Source organism: Lysinibacillus sp. ZYM-1, from assembly GCF_001308875.1.
GTDB lineage: Bacteria > Bacillota > Bacilli > Bacillales_A > Planococcaceae > Lysinibacillus.
In genome coordinates this window covers 35,971-53,626 of record NZ_KQ465129.1, presented here as the reverse complement: position 1 = coordinate 53,626, position 17,656 = coordinate 35,971, and the positions used below count along the sequence as shown (strand labels likewise).

The following is a 17,656-nucleotide window of genomic DNA, read 5'->3' as shown; positions in this document are numbered from 1 at the left end:
TCAAACTTCCATCACATTTACCCTGTATACTTCTGTATTGGAAGGTGGAATCATTTTGAGAAAATATTTACTTTTATTACTAATGAGTACTTTATTCATGGCACCTGTTGCCTATGCCCATACGATGGATAAAAGTACACTGTTTACGGATGTCCCTGAAACAGCCTCAAATATTCAGGACATTATGGTGTTACATAGTATTGGGCTTCTTGGGTATAATGGCAAAGATATGGCCCTAAACCCAACTGACAACTTATCACGCAAAGATTTTGCAAGCTGGGTAGGTGGCTTCTTTGGACTTGAGGGAGCAACAGTAGATGAATTAGCTCAAGCAGCACAAAAGGAGGACTACGTTTCTTCCTTAGATGGAGACATTACGTACAAGGAAATTAATACTGCACTTTTTCATCAGAAACTCGAATTAGAAAACCCGGATGCAACAATGACGAAAGAAGAGTATATTACCTTCTTAACGGAACACTTGTCCTATGACATGGGCGGCCACATGCTTCCTCAAATGGGCGGCTTTTCTGAAGGTCCAACTGGTACGATTGAAGATGTTGTTACAGGTGACGAAACTGGAATCATCATTGACGGTGAAACGTATATGCTGTCAGGACACCCTCGCATCTTTGCCGATTCAACTGATGCAAAAAGCTGGGTAGGTCAACAACTAGAACGTTCTATTTTTACGACAGCAGGCAATCACCATCATGGTCATGATAGCGATCAAGAAGAAGGACATGGTGAGCATGAAGAAGGCCATGGAGACAGCCATGATGCGCCAGCATCTAATGCGGCCACACTCCAATATGTGCAAATCAGTTCTGCGCAAGTGGCTACAGATGACACCAAAGAAGTGCAGTCATCGAATGCAACACCAAGAGAAGAGCAGAAAACAGCTACAGATGATAAGACATCATCTAACTCAAGCACAGTGTGGATCATAGCCATCCTAGTTGTCCTCGCAGCTATTTTCGCCTTTGTTTTTGTAAAACGAAAAAAATAATAGAGATGATAAGAACCAGCAATGATCTTAGTTATACGATCATTGCTGGTTTTTTACGATCCGCACGCATTTTAAATAGTGGCTTTCCTTTACGGTTGCAAACCGTCATTAAATTTTCAATCTTCATCCTCTAAACACAGCATAATCCAGTAATTTTACACAAAATTGAATAACCACAAGCCTGTTCGGTATATAAATAGGATATGATCATTTTTAGGCTGAGGAGTGTGTAAATGGCAACACTTGTAGTGAAGAGAAGTATTATGCATCGTTATCAAAGCATTGGGCAGGCAATTGAAGAGGCTGCGCCTGGGGATATGATTGAAATTCGGGATGGCATTTATGAGGAGAGCTTGGACATTTCAAAGCGACTGACATTGTATGGGGTTGGTCATGTAACGATTAAAGGTGGCGTTTTTATTCGCTATCAAACCCATGTGGATATGCGTAATTTACGTTTTCGCCAAGGGCAAGGACTCTATGTGAAAGGCGATTTACAGTTAGAAAATTGTATTATCGAGGAGCAATTGATTCGTACACAGATTATGGTGAGCTATGGTAGTTTGCTGATGCAAAATTGTGCTGTCCTTGCTACTCCACTGAATCATTTTGGTCTGCGTGTTGCGAATGGTTCCAGTGTTATTCTCGTTGATACAACGCTGGAGCGCCATGCGAAGGCTCAAATTATTGCGCAAAACTGTGAAATGACTTTAAGCAATTGTCTGCTGCTGGAAGGGAAGAAACATGGTATTTTCGCGATACGTCATGTGAAGATGGTGATGGAGGATTGTGAAATTCATGGTCATGATAAAGAACAAATTGTAGCGGCGAATAGTGAGCTAGCGATGACCAATTGCCTGATTCATCAAGGGCAAGGGGTTGGGGTTCAATTATTTGACGGTACTGTTTTACGAATGGATGGCTGTGAAATTAAGAATCATCATGACACCAATATGATCGTGCATCGTAGTGAGTGCATGTTATCTGATTCTATTTTTTCAGATGGGCAAGGACACGGGCTTTATCTTGGTGAAAAAACAGAAGCTAAGTTATATGATTGTCAGTTTAATCGTCATGTGAAAGCTCAAGTGTTAATAGAAAATAGTAAGGCTGAGTTTCGCAAATGTCACGTACGTAATGGAATGGCCGTTGGTATTTCCATAGTGGATGAAGCAGATGTTTCCATGACCCAATGTCAAATTCAAAACCACCAGCAATTTCATTTCATTGTGGATGCAAGTGGGCTGCAGCTCCGCCAATCTACCATTCAATTTGGGCAATCAGGTGGCATTTATGGCAATGATCATGCCAAGATCATGCTTCAACATACAAACATTCGAGAACTGGAAAGCCATCATGTTTACATCAACAATGCTCGTTTATTTACACAGCATTGTACGTTTGAACAAATGAGAGGGAATGGGATAACTTGTATTGATGCTATTTTTGAGGTAGCCAACAGCTATTTCAAAGATTGTCAGGATAGTCCATATGCTATTATGTGGTCAGATCGGTCGATGGGACGTATCGAGCATTGTAAAGTAGACGAAGCGGCACGACCTTTTTTAGCATTGTCCAATAAATCTTTATTAGAGATACGTGATACAGATTTAAGTGCAGTTAAGGCTCCTGCAGTGATACAGGAAAACAGTCAATTGTTTGTTCAAAGACATGTTCAGACAACAACATGGCATAAGGACACGACTTCTAAAGTGTCACAAATAGAGGTCGTTCGAACAAATTATGAGAAGCCTATAGAAATGCAAAAAAATGATATTAAAAAAATAATTTAATAACCGATTATACAACTAAGATAAGTAGTTTCAATTTTGAAATTACTTTTTTTATGATTCGAATCCTGTAGGTTTCAACTTTTCTTATACGGGTAAAGTAATATATTTGGGCAAAAAAATGCTTAGATGATAAGCTAAAAAAACACTATAATTCGACAAAATGACTGATTATTTTTATAATGGTATAGACATCTTCTCTTCAATTTCTGCAATATTCCGAAATATTTGGGTGAAAAAGCAGTTTAACCCCTGTAAATGTTATTAAGAAAATAATAAAGTTTCAAATTGTTGTAAAAAAAACATTAAGGAATAATGGATAATAGATTGATTAGTTTCCATGATTTAGCCTATAATTAGTAAAAATGATTCATAACACAAGATGATTATATGTTAATTGTGAAATGTGTGTAATTTTTTTACAATAACAAAAAGGAATGGAGGTGATAAAAGATGTTTGGGCTGACAAAAGAAGAAATTCTATTAATGTTAGAGGAAATAGAATTAGCAGAGAAGCAAAAAAATGTAATTGCTGATATCTTACATCTGAACAATATGCGAATAGAACAACAGCTGGCATTATTGATCCATTTAATTATCGATGAGCGCGAACGAACTATTTCTAACAATACATATTTAAATTAAATAAAATATAGATGCAAAAAATCACAAGTGAACGATTCGAAACACTTGTGATTTTTTTATTGGTGTTCTTATATTTTTTTTGTAAAACAAATGATACGATTTGCTTCTGTAAACCCGAGTTGTAGATGTACTTGTAGACTTTCGTTATTGTCCCATTCACAGTCACTTGCAAATTCTGAGCAGCCCATTGTCTTGGCCCACTGTTCACAATGTGCCACAAGCTCTCTAGCAAAGCCCTGCTGTCGATACCTTTGCATCACGAATAAACCTTCTAAATAACCAACTGGACTGGAATGAGTACCTTCTACATAATCTGTTCGCAACTGACATTGGGCAAAGCCAATCGCTTTGTCACGATCATAGGCAAGGAAAATCGCGGCACTTTCATCCTGAAGTAGTTGTGTCATGTTTTCATAAAATTCTTCTACAGTATGATTGGGCCAGAGCAATAAAGCTAATGTTGCTGCTGCTAGGGCATCCTGTTGCTGTGCTTGTTGAATCATCAAAGATTCCTCCCTCATATTGATTTGGTAAAAAATGAAACAAAAATCTATTTTACACGTACAAACTTATAAGAGCTTCGGTAGTTGATGTGCTTTCTATTATTATATAGTGGGTATACATGTAAAAAAAGTGAAAAATCCACATCAGCTGTGAAGAGAGGGGAACCTATATGTCATTATTACAATCGTTAATTGAACAGGCAAAAAAACCAAATGGATGGATTGGCTCATGGATGCTACGTATCATGAATATCGCTCATAGTGGCATGAATAGGTGGTTTATTCGGCAAGGGGCCATCAATGATGGAGATCGTGTGTTAGACATAGGATGTGGCGGGGGAAAAACACTCCAAATTTTATCGAAATTGAATCCCAGTGGTATAATTTATGGGATAGATATTTCTGCACAGGCAATAAAGGAATCTATCAAAATGAATGGAGCCCATGTCGCTGATGGCAGTATTATTGTCAGGGAGGCAAGTGTGTCTCATATTCCTTATGAGGACCAATTTTTTGATGCCATTACAGCTTTTCAAACCCATTATTTTTGGCCTTCATTGGAACATGATGTTGGGGAAGTGTGGAGGGTATTGAAAAGCGGTGGGAAATTTATTGTCATTGCCGAGCTATACAAAATGAATTATCATATGGAAACTTATCAAACACCAGCAGCTATGAAGGAGTTATTAGAACAGACCGGTTTTCAAACTGTATATATAAGTGAAAAAACAAGTAAAGGATGGCTATGTATCACAGCCATTAAATAATACATAAAAATTGGAGGTATTACGATGAAAAGATGTGCTTGGGTCAAGTTAGACCAACCTTTGTATGTAGATTACCATGACAAAGAATGGGGGGTACCCGTCTATGATGATCAGCATCTATTTGAGATGCTTTGTTTGGAGGGGGCACAGGCAGGACTTAGCTGGTGGACGATTTTACAAAAGCGTGAGGGCTATCGAGAGGCATTTGATCGTTTCGATGTTGAAAAGATTATCTACTATACAGAGGACAAGCTTTTGGCATTACAGCAAGACACACGAATCGTGCGCAATAAATTAAAAATAGCAAGTGTTGTAACAAATGCTAAAGCCTTTTTACAAATAAAAGAAAAATATGGCTCGTTCTCTGAATATATTTGGGGATTTGTCGATCATCAACCACTGATCAATGAATGGGCATCTATTGCAGAGGTACCAGTGACTACAGATATTAGTGATCGCATGAGCAAGCAATTGAAGAAGGACGGCTTTAAATTCGTCGGCAGTACTATTTGTTATTCATTTATGCAGGCAGTCGGCATGGTAAATGATCATACAACGGATTGCTGCTGTCGACAGCAGGAGCTTGCCCATGACCATTAAACATATTCAAGCTCAGCTAGCCAAGCAAGCTACAATTTTTCAGACTGGCGGCATTCGACCAACCCATGAACTATTAGAAAGCTGGATTGGCTTTGTGGGGTGGTCCTTACCAGAGGAGCATCGACCTTCTGGCTTTCAACCGCTCGCTACATTGTTTTTGAAAAATTTGCCATATGTACCTACAGCACTAAAACCTTTTCAATTGATAACGCTATTTGTCCATGAGAGTATTTTGGATCATTTAATGGAGGATGATCTGAGCCCCTTTTTCGAAATAAGGACCTACACGGCATTAGGAAACTTAGTCAAGCGGGAATGGCAGCACGACCATATACGAGCCTTCCCACTGCAACCAGAGCTTATTAGTAATGATTACCCAGTATGGGATGGGGGAGGCATTCCTGCACAAATAGAAGAGGAAATATTAAGGTTGGAGCAAGAAGAGGAACTTGATTATTTTGACGATATCTTAGAAGACCTTTATCCGCTTCATAAAATTGGTGGCTACCCAACCTATTGTCAAAGTGGTTATGATTTTGGGGAACATACGCCATTTGTCTTCCAAATTACCTCAGATGCCAAGGCCCAACTGAATATTGTTGATAATGGCAATTTTTATTTCTTCTATAATCCAACAGAACAGACATGGCGCGTCTATTGTGATTTTTATTAAGACTCGTTATGGTTTTGCTCTTTGACCTATGGTGCTATCGATTATGCGCTGAATCAAAAATAAACCTAAATACGCGCCTGTTATTAGAAAAGTGGGACTTAAGAAAACGGCGTGAATCGTTGTCATAAAGACAGCATCCTCAAGAATAATCTGCATTATGGAAGTAGCGGCAATATAGCCAAAAAGAATGGCGGACACGACACCCAAAGCATTGAAAAAAAGCCGCATTTTATCACTTTTTTGCTGAAGATAGACCATGAGGCTAGGTATCACAATGATGGCAACCAATATGATTATTTTCATCAAATCACATCCTTTCTCTTAGGATGCCCTTGTTAGTTGGTGCATAAACAAAGATCACATAGGAGGGGAATAAGATGAGATGGCAAGGTGGAGAGGTGAAAAGAACAAAGAAGGTGAAAAAAATGGAGCATAAAACGGTCGTCAAGAATGGCATTGGCTTTGGTTCTGTATTAGCGATTACGATTTCATGGAGTGTCCACCATTCCATCATATGGGCCATCATCCACGGCTGTTTTAGCTGGTTATATGTTCTCTATTATGCGGTTACTCGTTAAGTATTAAAGCATACCTATCAACTAAGTATTTGTTTAAACCAAAAGAATATGGGGTACAAACAAAAGTAACGTTCATAAATATTGCCTAGCAAGCATAAATAACAAAGTGCTCTTTTTCAAGAGAACAAACTTATCTGTATGAGCGTAGAAGAAAGGTTGATAGCATGACACATCAAGTAACAGCTTTAAGTAATGTGAATGGGAAAGCTACAGGGGTGGAAGGTATTTTACAAAATGTAGCATTTATTTTATCGACGTTTACGGTACCTTGCCCACAACGGGAATGGACTATTAAATCTGATATTCGTAAGCTCTTTCACCGGATGAAGAAAATGAACACAAAGCGCTTAATTGAATGTATCCAGCGTTTTGAACCGAGAGCAGTCGTAGTGGAAGTCGATTATTTGGGCGATGTCTATAGAGGAAAACTAGAGCCCATTGTGAAAGTGATTATCAATGAATAAGCATATAAATTCTGCCAGGCTACAACCTGGCAGAAGATAAAAAGTTAGTTGGTGTCAATTGAACGGATTTAGCAATCTTTAGGCAGGATTGGCTCTTCTAATCACAATAATTTGTTGGCAATCTAAGATAATTTGAGAAGCACCGCCACGAGTTACTTCCAAGAATGTTGCACAGCAAGTTTTAGGATCTAAACTTATGAAAAAGACGTCAGCTAAGCTAAAACCACTCGTTAATACTACGTCTACAAGTGTGCCAACAGGTAAGCATCTTAATTGATGGCAGATACAGCCTTTACATTTGTTTTTGGAACAGTAGTCTTCTTCATAGCATTTTTCTTCTTTTTTGCAAGGGCATTTCTCTTTCTTATGTTCGCATTTGCACTTATCACATTTATGCTCACATTTCTTTTCGCAGCATTCTTCCGACTTGTATTTTTGTTGACCCCAGTTCATATAATGATTAAATCTACAATCTTGCATTTTCTAATCTCCCTTATTGTTAGTTTTTTAGTATTGGTCGCGCAACCCTTACACTTATAATCTATGAATGCTTCAAATAGACTTCTTGGTAATTTGCCCTTTAAATAGAAAAATGAAAACTTAGCCATACATACATAACAGTTTTTAAGGTTGAAATAGTAGATTTCCGCCTGTAAATATGATGGTGAAATGGAGCGAGTGAATGAAGGGAATACTTCAAGGCTTCTTTCTACTAATGTGCGTTATTGTGGTGATTGCATGGCTGATTGTCCAAAAGCAAGCTTCACCCATACCCGTAAGTTTTTCTAATGCGCCAACCTATGCGGAAGAGTTGAGTGAAAAATTACAAGCGACTAATTTTACACAGAAGGTCATACAAGCTATACGGCAGGCTGGATATTCCCCAGACAGTACGATTGGCTATTTAGTAGATTCTCCAAACCATCAAGTCATCACCATTCAGTTACACAATGGTAAGGAAATTGAAAAAAGCACAGAAAGTGAGATTCAAACCATTATCGATGAGTTAGCCAAAGAAAATAAAATGGATGCATTTATTGTGAATGTTGAGCTACTAGAAGCAAAATAAGGTAAGCGGGGGACACATATTTTATGTGTCTCTTTTACATATATGGTGCATGCTATAATGTAAAGGGAGGTGAGATCTATGAAAATTTTAGTTTTGGGTGCTACAGGTCGTGTGGGAAGTCAAATTGTTGAGATGGCGTTAAAAGATCATCACGAAGTGACGACATTCGTCCGTGATCCCCTTAAATTACAGCTAGACAATAAGCATTTACATATCTTTCAAGGAAATGTCTTAAACAAAAAAGATCTCGAGCAGGCTATGGTCAATGTGGATGTAGTAGTGAGTGCGTTAAATACAGATGGTAATGACACACTATCAACTAGTATTTCGTTCATACTTGAGGCTATGGAGCAACAAAAGATTAAAAGAATTATTACAATTGGGACAGCGGGTATTTTACAAAGTCGTGTGACACCAACGATTCTTCGTTATCAATCGACTGAATCCAAACAAAAATCTACTTTTGCCGCACAGGAGCATCAGCGTTTGTTTGAACAATTACAGGTATCCAACGTTGATTGGACAATTGTTTGTCCAACCTATTTACCGGATGGCGCATTTACAGGAACTTATCGAGTGGAACGTAACTTTTTGCCAGAGGGAGGCGCTCGAATATCAGTAGGCGATACAGCCGACTTTGCCTATAAACAAATCTTTAGTGAGGAATTCATGAAGATGCGAGTAGGAATCGCCTATTAAAAGGGGATTAAAAATGAAAATCATTCACACTATTATGGGCATGCTCATCATAACTATTGGGCTTGCCTTGATCAGTACAACAATGAATGCATTTGGTAGAAATATTATGGTAAATGTTTATGGCACATTCTTATGTTTATTGGGGTCGGCTATCTAAAAAAATTGCGAAATTTGATAAGCAATAGCAATGGTAGCTAAATATTTCCACTATTAACAGGGTTTTAATGAGAATAGCGGATACTTATCTTTCTGTGGGTGAGAAAGTATATGGATATTTTCCTTTTTATTGAAGGTTTGCTATACTTTATGTCGAATATATATCATTAAAGAGGTGATTGTATGGACAAAGAGATATCAAACAACTGTCAATATCCTAAACACCTAACAAATCAAGATGGAATCGAAAAGACAGAGTTATATGTCATTAAGATAACAAAGGAACAAGTGGATAGGTTGATAGAGGATATCGATCAAACATTAAAGGCGTCTATCTGACGTCTTTTTTTTTATCAAAAAGGCCACTTCAATGGGGAAGTGGCCTCAAAAAAGGAGCGTTTCTGGGAAGGCTAGATTTGCTTCACATTACTATACATATGTGGAAATAGATTTGTCAGCTAGCCATTTGTCCGAATGATAGATAAAATGACGTGACTATCTATCTTATGTACAACCTCAATCTTTTTGACATGAAAAGGAATAGTTGAGAGCCAAATAATCGCGTATGATTTTAGGCTGTCCACCATTTTCAAGACAAAGTTTACTCGCAATTTTAATTTCCTTCTGATTATAGTGGGATTGTGCACCAATTAAAAATATGCCTGACAGAATGAATAAAGTGCCGATCGCCAAAACATATTTTACGACCCTTTTCAATACACGTACCTCCATTTCAAAAAATAATTCCTATCACTAGTATATGTTGAGTGATGAAAATAATATGTTCGTTGACATGTTGTATACGTTTGTATACAATTACTTTAAATTTAAGTATACATTTGTATACAGAAGGAGTGTCTAATTAATGAGAGATTCAGGTTTTAGAGAACATAAGAGAGAAGGACATCATCGTGGCGGGCGTCATAGAGGAATGGAGGGTGCGTCACCGCGTGGAGCGAAAACGTTCCGAAGAGGTAAGGCGATTGCCTTTTTAGAATCATTGACTATTAAGCGTGCAACGATTAAACAGCAATTAGAGCAGCCCGAATTTCAATCCATTCAGCAAATTTTAGTAGGTGAATTAAAGGCTATTGATATGGTTATTCAAGAATTTAGCCAGCTTTTTGACATTCATGAAAGTGAAACAATAGAAACAGAAGACAATTCACAGACGGAAGAGGGAGGCAACGGACATGAAAATCATAAATAACTATATTGATACGGTATTTTCACAGCAAGATCCGATTCTAGAGGGTGTCATATCCTCCATTATGGATCAGGGCATGCCAGCTATTTCTGTTTCCCCATCCTCAGGAAAGCTCTTGACGATGCTTGTGTCGATTGCGGGGGCTAAGGATATTTTAGAAATCGGAGCATTAGGTGGGTATAGTGGCATCTGTCTGGCAAGAGGAATTGAAGGTGAGGGCACATTAACCTCACTAGAGTTAGAGGAAAAATATGCACAGCTAGCTGCACAAAATCTTGCCAAAGCAGGTTTTATTGAACAGGTGACACATCTCACTGGCCCTGCCCTAGAGAGTCTTGAAAAGCTTGTAGCTGCTGGAAAACGTTTTGATTTTTTCTTTATTGATGCAGACAAGGATAATTACGAACATTATCTTGCGTATTGTATAGAGCTAGCGAATGCTGGTGCTCTAATTGTCACGGATAATGTGCTAGCAGCGGGCAGTGTTGCTGACCCAGAAGCGACACCAAAACGTTACACGGCCATCATGAAGAAATTTAATGTTCTGGTGGCAAATCACCCACAACTTGAGTCCATCCTTTTGCCAATTGGAGATGGAATAACTGTTTCAAAAGTAAAAAAATGATAAAAATGAGTCCTCTTTTATGGTAAAGTATGGGTAGAAAACAAAAAGGGAGAGATGCTTTTGAAACAAGCGTTAGTCGTGATTGATGCACAGCAAGAACTGATAGAAGGTAATCAGGAGGAGCAAGCAGTTTATCGCAAAGATGCATTACTAGAGACCATCAATAAGGTTATAAATAAGGCAATCGAAGCGAATGCCTCCATTATTTTTGTTCGTGATCAAGATGTGGCTGGTGGGGAAGGAGATGGCTTTCAGGTACATAAAACAATCCAAGTTCCAACGTCAGCTGTCTTTTTTGATAAACTCGCTACCAATGCATTCTACAAAACAGGTTTGCTTGACTATTTAAGGGAACATGAAGTGCAGCATTTGGTGATGATGGGCTGTAAAACAGAGCACTGTGTGGATACAGCAGTGAGAACTGCCACTGTTCACGGCTTCGATGTCACAGTTGTGGGGGATGGACATTCCACAAACGGTTCCGAGCACCTCACACCAGAAGCGATGATCGCTCATCATAATGATTTATTACATGGCCATTATAATGTTGACCATTTCTCGCTTGTGCGTCGTTCAGACGAAACCTTATTTGCACCTACCCATCATAACTACCGCTAACATAAAAATGACCGAGAACCCAGGTTCTTGGTCATTTCTGTTTCATTTTGTAAATCCACAGTACATACAAAGAGGTTGTCCCAATAATAGAGCTTTTTAAATAAATGAGATAGGTGGCAAATCTAGAATACTAAAAAATGTATGATAAGCTATGAGGGCCACTGTGTGAGCAGTGACCCTAAGTATCAAGTCAGGAGGTGTAAGGCTAAAATTAGCTTTACACTAGTATATGTATGTGAAAGTAGCTTCGAAAGTTAGTTTTCTGCCTGTTCGATAGATTATTTTTTGAAAGGCGACTAAATAGGGCACGAAATGTCGGATGACACGATTCTATTCCTGTTATTGTTGTGGAAAGGGAGGTTATTCAAGTGGATTCATTAACAAGATTAAATAAGGCGATTGGCTATATTGAAGCCAATTTGACAAACGATATTGACCTGAAGGAAGTGGCAAGAATAGCCTATTGTTCTGAATATCATTTTAAAAGAATGTTTTCATTTTTAGCAGGAATTTCGCTATCCGAATACATTCGTCAGAGGCGTTTGACACTGGCTGCTCTTGAATTGTCAAATGCCTCCATGCGAATTCTCGATATAGCAGTAATGTATGGCTATAGCTCAGCAGACGCTTTTACAAGAGCCTTTCAGCACATGCATGGGATTACACCTTCTGAGGCGAGGCTAAGTGGTCAAACTTTCAAAGCCTTCCCACGGATGACCTTCCAACTTACCATCCAAGGAGGAAATGAGATGAATTACCGACTCGAGCAAAAAGAAGCATTTCACATCGTAGGTATGATGAAAAGAGTACCGATTGTTTTTCAGGGAGAAAATCCGGACATTGTGGAAATGGCACAATCCTTAACAAGGGCAGACATTGAGCAACTTAAAAAGCTGTCCAATGTAGAACCAAAGGGCATCATCCAAGCATCTACCAACTTTTCGGAGGGGAGAATGGAGCAGAAGGGGGAACTTGATCATTACATTGGTGTGGCTACTACAGGAACCAATCCTGGGCATTTTTCGCTGCTCGCTGTTCCTGCCAATACGTGGGCTGTCTTTAAAGTGGTAGGCCCATTCCCACAAACACTTCAGGAAACATGGGGGCGTATTTATGCTGAATGGTTCCCGTCAACTGGCTATGAACAAGTAGCTGGTCCTGAAATTGTGCACCATGCTAGCACCGATTTCTCCTCACCAACCTTTACAAGTGAAATATGGATACCTATTCAAAAAAATGAGCCTCTAGCATAATGCGAGGCTCATTCATGTATTTTCGTTCCATTTGGCACCTGCTGATCTGGCATTAATAAGATTACATCTCCCGCTACGGGCCCATTCTATAACTCTCCTTCATTCCATTTCTATGACGATGTTATCATTGTGTGGAAAATTAAAAAGAAGAGCACTATTTAGTGCCCTTCTCTTCTTATCGACGATGCTCTACCAGGTCAATAGCTCCTAACACAATGTGAGCTAAACCAAAGCCGAAAATGGTATTGGCTACCATTTTATTTGAACCATGCTTTTGCTTCATGGCATATCCTGCCGCTGTGACAGCCGACCCGAGAATAGTTGGGATTAAACCTTCACGAATATTATTCATAAAATTGATCCCTCCGTCGTATGATTCGGTATGAGTTTCACACCATACTTACTATGAACCTTTGGAGCTCATCCTATACGAATAAATAGTAGGGTGAACATATTCGTACACTATTTATTCTTGAATAGGTCGTACTTCTATTTGAGCTACAATAAATTCTTTCTTGGTAGGATCAAATTTATATGTAATATGGAAATCAGCTACATACATAGGGAATACGCTAGCCGCAAGCGTCAATTTTATCTTTTGATTTTCTAAATAGTAAATAGTTATCCCACCAAAGCCTAGTTCATTCTGCTGTAATTCTAGTTCTGGATCGACATCATACTCAAAGTGAAATTCCTTGCCCAGTGCTTTACCGGAAATACTTAATGTACCATCATCCTTTTTCATAATTTTTGACTCAATATGGTGTGCAACAATGTCTTCATAATTAGGAACCTTTATTTCTTGTAAATCCTTATCTACTACATGAATATCATAATTATCTAGCTCAGTTCCTCTGCCAGTTTGAATGATAATGACAGCTTCCTCATCGCCATCTTCCGTAATATCTATATAAAACACTTGTGGATCGGTTCCAGTATCACCAGGGTTGTACCAATTAAATTTTTTATCTTTACCATTAAAATCCAGTTTCACGCCATTTGCTACCTTATATAGTTTTATTTCTTTATTTTCTGAAGTGCCAATTAAAGTTGCATCCTCTTGTGTTGGATGGGAGGTTTCATTCGAAACTTGTTCTTGTGTGTGATCCTCACTAGGATCTGGGTTGCATCCTGTAAATATAACCGCACTCAACAATAGCATCGCACCAATTTCTTTTTTCAATCTTGATCTGCACCTTTCTTGTTTTTTGCAAAACTTATTTAGTAAATAACCATAATGAATGTTACGAAATGTTCATTCCAATTTACAAATGATATTCCATTCACGTAGCTTTCCTCTACTTATTTTAGTTAATCTTTAGAAAAATGTATATGAAAATTTTGGTATTATTGAAACGAAATGGAGCTGTTAACTGTATACTAGAGTAAGGGGGGATAAAATGAAATATGTCGGCTATGGAACCATTTTGTCAATTCTTGGTGTTGTCCTTTCAATCCTAATATGGGGTACAGAAAAAGCACATTTGCTTTCTGGGATGCTAGGAGGATTATTCATCATCTCTGCTTTGTTAATGTCTGGTGCAATGGCGAGTGGGGATAGAATGCGTGCCAATTTCGCATCGGAAACGAAAGAAGATAGAAACGAACGCAATCATATAATGAACAACGCTTTATTGCTAGCATTACCAAATATTATTGTGGCAATTTTTGCGTATTATATGTTAAGCACTGCGCCTGATTCGCTCTTTCGGTGACAATAATAGGTCTATCTGTCAGTTTACCCATTCAATCCGTCACATTTTGGGTGCACTCTAACTCAATCGAAAGGATGTTGCCTACCATGGATGAAGAAAAAGATTATTATCCAGAAGCTTCTAGATATACACTTGCTGTTGTGCTCTTAACACTAATTATTTGGGGCATCTATGATTGGCGAAATACAAATAGCAGCGGATTTCAATTCATATTAATAAATGAAATTGTTATCACACTTGGGATTACTCGCTATATGTTGAAGAAAAGAGATCAAAGAAGAAAGCGCTCTCAATAATCGTTACATATATAATCAAAAAACGTGTCACATCTACCCTAGGTGTGGCTTTTTTTGTTGCATTTAATAGTTATGAGTACATTTGCAATAGAGAGGTGGTACTATGCAATTAACAGATGGCACACGGACATTTGAAACGGACATAATTGATGAAGCTGCCCAAAAGAAAGAACGGGATCAGCAGGAGCGGGAGATGCTCAATGCCTTTGCTCGCTATGCATACCTTCGATACAAGCAAATACGGGATAAGGTCAATCCCCGTAAATGCAAATACATGTATATCCATCAAGTGCGCCAACAATTAACTTCACCAGCAAGACTGCAGCGTGTTTGTAATCTTTTAAGTATGACTGATGAAGAAGTCCTGTATATTGTAGAATTTGTTCACAAGCATTTGAAATACGTCAAATAAACCTCATCAATGGATGGGGTTTTTTTACATAATTTCTAGGGAGAATTGTTTCTCAATGACCCACTACTTATAGTATGATGAACGTGGATAAAGGAGTGAAACTATTTGAGATTCATTAAATGGCTCGTTGTTTTTATTATTTTCATTGGTATCGTTGGATATGGTGTATTACATTTTGGCACGAAATTTGCTTCCGAAAAAATTGTAGATACGCTATCGACAGAATTAGAGAATAGTGGACAAATGGAAGAAATAAAAAATACGATTGAAAACGACCCCGAGTTAAAAGCCTATATGGAAGAAGCGAAAACAGTGGATAGCAGTACATTACCGTTTACAACGAAAGAAGACGCTACCAAGGTAGTCATTCAAAAAGTAGGCATTACAGAGCTAAACGATATTCGTGTGAAATTACAAGACGGCTCGATGACAAAGGAAGAGGCCTTACAAACGGTAGAAGGAAAATTATCAGATGAAGAAATAGCTGCATTAAAAGTTATTATTTATAAAGAACTATATGAATAAACTAGGCAAACTTGAAATTGTTTGTCTTATAGCAGAGGCACTTACTAAATGGTAGGTGTCTTTTTTCGTTCCTTTTTCTAACATGCTAAAAATATCGCTAGGATTTTCTGCATAAAAATGAACGTTTTAATACACCAGCTATCGCAATTATGTGCAAAGGGAAAGGTATTAAAAGTTTATTCAGATGGTCCTTCTTTCTAGATTACAGAACATCTTAGTAAATTTCTTTAAAAAAAGAAGAAAGAATTGTCCCTTTTTACCACATTAACTTGTATATAAATAGTATAGAGGTTAACGGAAAGAGGGGTAGCAATGATCTATAGAGTAACGAAGCATGAAAATTTTGTTGTGTTGGACAAGGCCTTTTTAAATGATGATCAATTAAGCTGGAAAGCGAAGGGGCTACTTGCCTATATGTTGTCATTACCAGATGATTGGGATTTTTGTCTCGCAGATTTAACGACACGTAGTAAATGTGGACGAGAAGCGACTTCAAAAGTTGTGGATGAGCTGATTCAGGCAGGCTATCTTCAAAAGGTACAGGAGAGAACGAAGGATGGAAAATTCGGTAAGGTAGAGTTTTTCGTATTTGAAGCCTCAAAACGTGCTGTCCTGCCGTCAACGGGTTTTCCGTCAACGGCAACACCACAAACGGAAAAGCCCACACTACTAAATAATCAATTACTAAATAACCAATTACTAAAAAATAGAGATGATGATAATAAGCCACTTACGGCCTATCACTTTTACGAACAACAAGGCTTTGGCTCACAATCAGCCTATATTACTGCAAAAATCCGTTCCTGGCTCGGCATCTTTTCGGAGGAAATGGTGCTCCATGCGATGAAGCTAGCTGTGGAACACAATGTGCTACGCTGGCGGTATGTCGAAAAAATTTTGCTCAATTGGCACCGTAAAAAGCTAAAGAACATGGCAGATATTGCGTCAGATCAATTGCATTTTAAAGCTCAGAAGCAAAAAGTGACGCAAAGTCTAGCAAGTAGACGTCAAGAGATTATTCCAAAGTGGTTTCATCATCGTCATGAAGAGGAACGGCCCTTTGAACAGCAGCCAACCATTAATTTTGAAGAGGAACGCCAAAAAATATTAGCACTGCTTGAAAGTATTTAAAGGCCTATTTGTCGGAATACCATAAAGGCTTCGTCAATGAAAAGTAGTCATGATCCTGTAAAATCAAATGAATTCTTGCTAAAGCATCGTCAAAGGATTGGGGATCATATTGGCGTGTCCAAGCAATGGTTGAAATGACATTCATCGCGGCATACAAGGCATAAAGACGCCAAAATAGATCGTCAGGAGGATGCGCGAAATACCCATCTATTTGCCCGATACAATAGGGGATACTATGCCGTCTACTAAACAAGGCCAAGTTATAAAAGTCATGATAGGGATCACCCACATCATAGCCATTGAAATCTATAACCCCATTGAAAGTATTATGGTGGCAAATGATGTGACCAAGGTGGTAATCATCGTGAAGAAGAGTGATAGGGCGTTGCTTTAATAGCTTCCATTGTTCCTCAATAAAGCTTAATAACTTAGCTTCTTGCGGAATTTGATAAGAATCCTGTTGATAGGCTTGTAAATAATTGGTGAATTTCCTTTTTTGAAACGCTTCCCAATGTACTGTTTGTGGTGGTAACACTTGATGAATTTTTCTTAATTCTTTTCCAGCAGCCAATCCGAGATGAAATTGTTCAGTGTCCGAAAGTTGCTGGATGACCTCGTCAGCGGGAGTGCCTATTAAAAAGCTTACTACCATCGCTGAAAGATTATCGTCACGGAGGACCCTATAATCAATAGCTTGATGTGTTTGAACACCCTGTAGGCTTAACTCTTGCAGTAAAGTAAATTCTTGCAGTCTTTTGTCATGATGTGCTAGATCTGATAGTCGTACAAAATAGGGTGTGTCATCAACTGTTACGATATATTTGGCATCAGGTGAAAAACCTTTGTCGACTTTTTGGATAGCAGTATAACCGTGTAAACAAGCTAATCGGCTGATGACGTCTTCTCCAATCACTTTTTTTC

28 protein-coding genes are annotated in these 17,656 nt (G+C 38.3%); 21 read left to right on the top strand and 7 right to left on the bottom strand.

The window, feature by feature from the left end; translation table 11 throughout:
* Nucleotides 1-55 precede the first annotated feature (55 nt).
* The 3 genes from AO843_RS17495 to AO843_RS17485 all read left to right on the top strand — a co-directional run bounded on the left by AO843_RS17495 (nt 56) and on the right by AO843_RS17485 (nt 3,444).
* Entirely contained in the window at nt 56-1,009 is a 954-nt protein-coding gene (locus tag AO843_RS17495) for an LPXTG cell wall anchor domain-containing protein (RefSeq protein WP_054612374.1), read from the top strand.
* 233 nt (nt 1,010-1,242) lie between these two features.
* Entirely contained in the window at nt 1,243-2,802 is a 1,560-nt protein-coding gene (locus tag AO843_RS17490) for a right-handed parallel beta-helix repeat-containing protein (RefSeq protein ID WP_054612373.1), read from the top strand.
* Between the two features lie 450 nt (nt 2,803-3,252).
* On the top strand, nt 3,253-3,444 hold the full coding sequence (locus AO843_RS17485) for a hypothetical protein (protein WP_054612372.1): 192 nt from the start codon (nt 3,253-3,255) through the stop codon (nt 3,442-3,444).
* Nucleotides 3,445-3,512: 68 nt separating this feature from the next.
* Here AO843_RS17485 and aac(6') read toward each other — a convergent pair whose 3' ends face one another.
* On the bottom strand, nt 3,513-3,947 hold the full coding sequence (gene aac(6') / locus AO843_RS17480; protein WP_054612371.1) for an aminoglycoside 6'-N-acetyltransferase: 435 nt from the start codon (nt 3,945-3,947) through the stop codon (nt 3,513-3,515).
* A gap of 170 nt (nt 3,948-4,117) precedes the next feature.
* Between aac(6') and AO843_RS17475 the strand changes: the two genes are divergently transcribed.
* The 3 genes from AO843_RS17475 to AO843_RS17465 are packed head-to-tail and all read left to right on the top strand — an operon-like array spanning nt 4,118 to nt 5,987.
* A complete protein-coding gene (locus AO843_RS17475; protein ID WP_054612370.1) occupies nt 4,118-4,714 on the top strand; it encodes a class I SAM-dependent methyltransferase in 597 nt (198 codons plus the stop codon).
* Between the two features lie 24 nt (nt 4,715-4,738).
* Complete coding sequence (locus AO843_RS17470) at nt 4,739-5,314, top strand: DNA-3-methyladenine glycosylase I (RefSeq protein ID WP_054612369.1); 576 nt, start codon at nt 4,739-4,741, stop codon at nt 5,312-5,314.
* Entirely contained in the window at nt 5,304-5,987 is a 684-nt protein-coding gene (locus tag AO843_RS17465) for a DUF1963 domain-containing protein (protein ID WP_054612368.1), read from the top strand. The genes AO843_RS17470 and AO843_RS17465 overlap by 11 nt, the downstream gene beginning before the upstream one ends.
* 6 nt (nt 5,988-5,993) lie before the next feature.
* Here the strand turns inward: AO843_RS17465 and AO843_RS17460 are convergent, their stop codons facing one another.
* Complete coding sequence (locus tag AO843_RS17460) at nt 5,994-6,290, bottom strand: hypothetical protein (RefSeq protein WP_054612367.1); 297 nt, start codon at nt 6,288-6,290, stop codon at nt 5,994-5,996.
* Between the two features lie 74 nt (nt 6,291-6,364).
* Between AO843_RS17460 and AO843_RS17455 the strand changes: the two genes are divergently transcribed.
* Together AO843_RS17455 and AO843_RS17450 are read left to right on the top strand one after the other, a co-directional pair.
* The gene (locus AO843_RS17455; RefSeq protein WP_054612366.1) at nt 6,365-6,565 is read left to right on the top strand and encodes a hypothetical protein; all 201 of its coding nucleotides are present in this window, start codon (nt 6,365-6,367) and stop codon (nt 6,563-6,565) included.
* Nucleotides 6,566-6,729: 164 nt separating this feature from the next.
* On the top strand, nt 6,730-7,029 hold the full coding sequence (locus AO843_RS17450; protein WP_054612365.1) for a hypothetical protein: 300 nt from the start codon (nt 6,730-6,732) through the stop codon (nt 7,027-7,029).
* A gap of 78 nt (nt 7,030-7,107) precedes the next feature.
* On the opposite strand, the gene AO843_RS17445 is transcribed toward AO843_RS17450, so the two are convergent.
* Complete coding sequence (locus AO843_RS17445; RefSeq protein ID WP_054612364.1) at nt 7,108-7,509, bottom strand: hypothetical protein; 402 nt, start codon at nt 7,507-7,509, stop codon at nt 7,108-7,110.
* 202 nt (nt 7,510-7,711) lie between these two features.
* On the opposite strand from AO843_RS17445, the gene AO843_RS17440 reads away from it, so the two are divergent.
* The 4 genes from AO843_RS17440 to AO843_RS24895 all read left to right on the top strand — a co-directional run bounded on the left by AO843_RS17440 (nt 7,712) and on the right by AO843_RS24895 (nt 9,292).
* A complete protein-coding gene (locus AO843_RS17440) occupies nt 7,712-8,098 on the top strand; it encodes a hypothetical protein (RefSeq protein WP_054612363.1) in 387 nt (128 codons plus the stop codon).
* 78 nt (nt 8,099-8,176) lie between these two features.
* A complete protein-coding gene (locus tag AO843_RS17435; RefSeq protein ID WP_054612362.1) occupies nt 8,177-8,797 on the top strand; it encodes an NAD(P)-dependent oxidoreductase in 621 nt (206 codons plus the stop codon).
* Nucleotides 8,798-8,810: 13 nt separating this feature from the next.
* On the top strand, nt 8,811-8,954 hold the full coding sequence (locus AO843_RS24595; RefSeq protein WP_231630191.1) for a hypothetical protein: 144 nt from the start codon (nt 8,811-8,813) through the stop codon (nt 8,952-8,954).
* A gap of 182 nt (nt 8,955-9,136) precedes the next feature.
* The gene (locus tag AO843_RS24895) at nt 9,137-9,292 is read left to right on the top strand and encodes a hypothetical protein (protein WP_197278950.1); all 156 of its coding nucleotides are present in this window, start codon (nt 9,137-9,139) and stop codon (nt 9,290-9,292) included.
* A 177-nt stretch (nt 9,293-9,469) separates the two neighbouring features.
* Here AO843_RS24895 and AO843_RS17430 read toward each other — a convergent pair whose 3' ends face one another.
* Entirely contained in the window at nt 9,470-9,670 is a 201-nt protein-coding gene (locus tag AO843_RS17430; protein ID WP_054612361.1) for a hypothetical protein, read from the bottom strand.
* 148 nt (nt 9,671-9,818) lie between these two features.
* On the opposite strand from AO843_RS17430, the gene AO843_RS17425 reads away from it, so the two are divergent.
* The 4 genes from AO843_RS17425 (at nt 9,819) to AO843_RS17410 (ending at nt 12,656) form a co-directional block, all read left to right on the top strand.
* Nucleotides 9,819-10,163, top strand: a complete 345-nt coding sequence (locus AO843_RS17425) for a hypothetical protein (RefSeq protein WP_054612360.1) — start codon at nt 9,819-9,821, stop codon at nt 10,161-10,163.
* The gene (locus tag AO843_RS17420; protein ID WP_054612359.1) at nt 10,147-10,785 is read left to right on the top strand and encodes an O-methyltransferase; all 639 of its coding nucleotides are present in this window, start codon (nt 10,147-10,149) and stop codon (nt 10,783-10,785) included. Before AO843_RS17425 ends, AO843_RS17420 begins: the two co-directional genes overlap by 17 nt.
* A 60-nt stretch (nt 10,786-10,845) precedes the next feature.
* Complete coding sequence (locus AO843_RS17415) at nt 10,846-11,403, top strand: isochorismatase family protein (RefSeq protein ID WP_054612358.1); 558 nt, start codon at nt 10,846-10,848, stop codon at nt 11,401-11,403.
* Nucleotides 11,404-11,771: 368 nt separating this feature from the next.
* On the top strand, nt 11,772-12,656 hold the full coding sequence (locus AO843_RS17410; protein ID WP_054612357.1) for an AraC family transcriptional regulator: 885 nt from the start codon (nt 11,772-11,774) through the stop codon (nt 12,654-12,656).
* Between the two features lie 175 nt (nt 12,657-12,831).
* On the opposite strand, the gene AO843_RS17405 is transcribed toward AO843_RS17410, so the two are convergent.
* On the bottom strand, nt 12,832-13,008 hold the full coding sequence (locus AO843_RS17405; RefSeq protein ID WP_054612356.1) for a hypothetical protein: 177 nt from the start codon (nt 13,006-13,008) through the stop codon (nt 12,832-12,834).
* A 114-nt stretch (nt 13,009-13,122) separates the two neighbouring features.
* Nucleotides 13,123-13,839 (bottom strand): hypothetical protein, encoded by a 717-nt coding sequence (locus tag AO843_RS17400; RefSeq protein ID WP_054612355.1) that lies wholly within the window; start codon nt 13,837-13,839, stop codon nt 13,123-13,125.
* A 217-nt stretch (nt 13,840-14,056) separates the two neighbouring features.
* Here AO843_RS17400 and AO843_RS17395 point away from each other — a divergent pair, with 217 nt between their 5' ends.
* The 5 genes from AO843_RS17395 (at nt 14,057) to AO843_RS17375 (ending at nt 16,735) form a co-directional block, all read left to right on the top strand.
* Nucleotides 14,057-14,371, top strand: coding sequence for a DUF5316 domain-containing protein (locus tag AO843_RS17395; RefSeq protein WP_054612354.1), 315 nt, complete (start codon nt 14,057-14,059; stop codon nt 14,369-14,371).
* Between the two features lie 86 nt (nt 14,372-14,457).
* Nucleotides 14,458-14,667, top strand: coding sequence for a hypothetical protein (locus AO843_RS17390; protein ID WP_231630190.1), 210 nt, complete (start codon nt 14,458-14,460; stop codon nt 14,665-14,667).
* Between the two features lie 103 nt (nt 14,668-14,770).
* On the top strand, nt 14,771-15,079 hold the full coding sequence (locus AO843_RS17385; RefSeq protein WP_054612352.1) for a hypothetical protein: 309 nt from the start codon (nt 14,771-14,773) through the stop codon (nt 15,077-15,079).
* Between the two features lie 105 nt (nt 15,080-15,184).
* A complete protein-coding gene (locus AO843_RS17380) occupies nt 15,185-15,604 on the top strand; it encodes a hypothetical protein (RefSeq protein ID WP_054612351.1) in 420 nt (139 codons plus the stop codon).
* A 312-nt stretch (nt 15,605-15,916) separates the two neighbouring features.
* Complete coding sequence (locus AO843_RS17375; protein WP_054612350.1) at nt 15,917-16,735, top strand: DnaD domain protein; 819 nt, start codon at nt 15,917-15,919, stop codon at nt 16,733-16,735.
* Between the two features lie 4 nt (nt 16,736-16,739).
* Here AO843_RS17375 and AO843_RS17370 read toward each other — a convergent pair whose 3' ends face one another.
* A complete protein-coding gene (locus AO843_RS17370) occupies nt 16,740-17,648 on the bottom strand; it encodes an aminoglycoside phosphotransferase family protein (RefSeq protein ID WP_054612349.1) in 909 nt (302 codons plus the stop codon).
* Between the last annotated feature and the right edge of the window lie 8 nt (nt 17,649-17,656).